The sequence below is a fragment of the Arthrobacter sp. UYCo732 genome (genome assembly GCF_040547265.1).
GTDB lineage: Bacteria > Actinomycetota > Actinomycetes > Actinomycetales > Micrococcaceae > Arthrobacter.
This window is the reverse complement of record NZ_JBEPPJ010000048.1, coordinates 1-1882: the sequence shown is the minus strand read 5'-3', so window position 1 is coordinate 1882 and position 1882 is coordinate 1. Positions and strand designations below refer to the sequence as shown.

2 protein-coding genes are annotated in these 1882 nt (G+C 62.6%); both read left to right on the top strand.

The genetic code is table 11. The features are described from left to right. Nucleotides 1–372: 372 nt before the first annotated feature. Entirely contained in the window at nucleotides 373–1134 is a 762-nt protein-coding gene (locus tag ABIB45_RS22450) for a rolling circle replication-associated protein (RefSeq protein WP_354218039.1), read from the top strand. A 506-nt stretch (nucleotides 1135–1640) separates the two neighbouring features. After that, nucleotides 1641–1847 carry a hypothetical protein gene (locus tag ABIB45_RS22445; RefSeq protein WP_354218038.1) on the top strand — a complete coding sequence of 69 codons (207 nt, stop codon included), beginning with the start codon at nucleotides 1641–1643 and terminating at the stop codon, nucleotides 1845–1847. Nucleotides 1848–1882: the final 35 nt, after the last annotated feature.

The following is a 1882-nucleotide window of genomic DNA, read 5'->3' as shown; positions in this document are numbered from 1 at the left end:
AAGCAAGCCGCGCATGAGCGTTTTTCTGCCGTCGTGGGAGACCTCGCCGCCGGCGACTGAGCGTCAAAAAATGTTGACGCCGGCACGCCTGGGGAATGGCCGGCCACAGCGACACGGGCGGGGCCCGCTCTTGATTAGTAGGTACATATCAACTCGCAAGGGTATTTTCAGCCCTGTAAGGGCTTTCTTTTCTTCCTGCTGCAACAGGGCAAGAAAGAGCCCCGCGAGGCTGCAATCTCCGGGGCTATGGCCGACAACTTCTAACCTTCACAGGGGAATCTTTTGCCGACAATTTCAGCGTACCAAAACGGGTCTACGGCCCACATCCCCAATGGGGGAGTTTCTGACCACGAACGCGCTAAACGCGGGGTCGTGAAGGGTTGGACCAAGGAGACTGTCCGCCGCCATACGAAGTGGCTTTACTCCGTCGATGTCGATCGATTGGACGGCTTCGGCTACGCGCTTACCCTCACGCTGCGTGACTGCCCCGAAACTTCCGACGCTTTCCACCGCGTCCGCCGCACCTTCTTTGACCGCACGGCCCGCATGTTTACGTCAAGGACTCATTGGGTCATCGAGTGGCAGCGGCGAGGGGTTCCGCACATCCATATGGCGCTCTATTTCGAGCGGGAACTGACGGCCCGGGAGAAATTCGACCTGGTGCAGCACTGGGTCGAGGTCTGCGAGCCTTACGGCGCTACACACAGCGCCCAATACCTTCTGCCGATTACCGGGCCGTCAGGCTGGCTCCAGTACCTGAGCAAGCATGCAGCCCGTGGAGCCGCTCACTACCAGCGCGCGGGTAAACCCTCCGGCTGGGAGAAGACAGGCCGTCTGTGGGGCCATCAGGGCGTTTGGCCGGTCGATGAGCCGATGCGCTTTGATGTTCCTCGCGGGGCGTACTTCCGCTATCGCCGGATGGTCAGGGCATGGCGGATCGCAGATGCTCGGGCTGAAAAAGACCCGGACACGCGGCGGCGTCGGATCAAGTCAGCGCGCGGCATGCTCCGGTGCAACGACCGGCCACTCTCTGAGGTGCGCGGAATCTCGGAGTGGATTGACCAGGCGACGTTGTTGGGCTTCCTCGCGCTGCTGGCGGATCAGGGCTACGCCGTGCAGCAGATAGCGGACTAGACGTTTGGTGAGAACCGCCGTTGGTGACTGTGGTAATCGCCGCCGTGGGGGACGGCTGGAAGCCCCCAGAGCGCCTGTGACGGCTTGGACTCGGCCCGGTGACTAGACGGCACCCCGTCCGGCTGTGCGCGCTCTGAGTGTGCCGTCAATGGCTGAAAAGCAGTAGCCCAGCGTGTGGCAAGCGAAAGACCCGCCCAGATTGCAGCCTGAGCGGGTCTCTTTTGCGTGTCGGTTGGCGACTGGAACAGCCTCCCATGCGCCTCGGACATTTTGACCAGGCGAACCGCAGCCCCCGTTTTTCCGCCGTCTCTGTCCGGCCTGCACGACCGGGGCCGCCCGAACCGCGCGCAAGGTGCGGAGCGCCGAGCACGGACGGACGGACCGCCGTACAGCCCCCGCCAGAACGCCCGGAACGCTGGGCTTGTTCTCTGTGCCATATCTCGGCGCTGGAAACTGGGCGTCAGGATTCCTTGACGTTTTCCCGGGCGTCAGGTAATCTTGACGTTATGGAAAAGAACCGCAGCACACTCGAAGATTTGGGCCAGCAGCAGATGCGCATTTTGGAGATGCAAGCCTCGCTCGGGCCACTCGTGAAGCAGGCTCGCTTCGAGGGCGCCAGCTGGGCCGCAATCGGCCGTCAACTGGGCATGACCAAGCAAGCCGCGCATGAGCGTTTTTCTGCCGTCGTGGGAGACCTCGCCGCCGGCGACTGAGCGTCAAAAAATGTTGACGCCGGCACGCCTGGGGA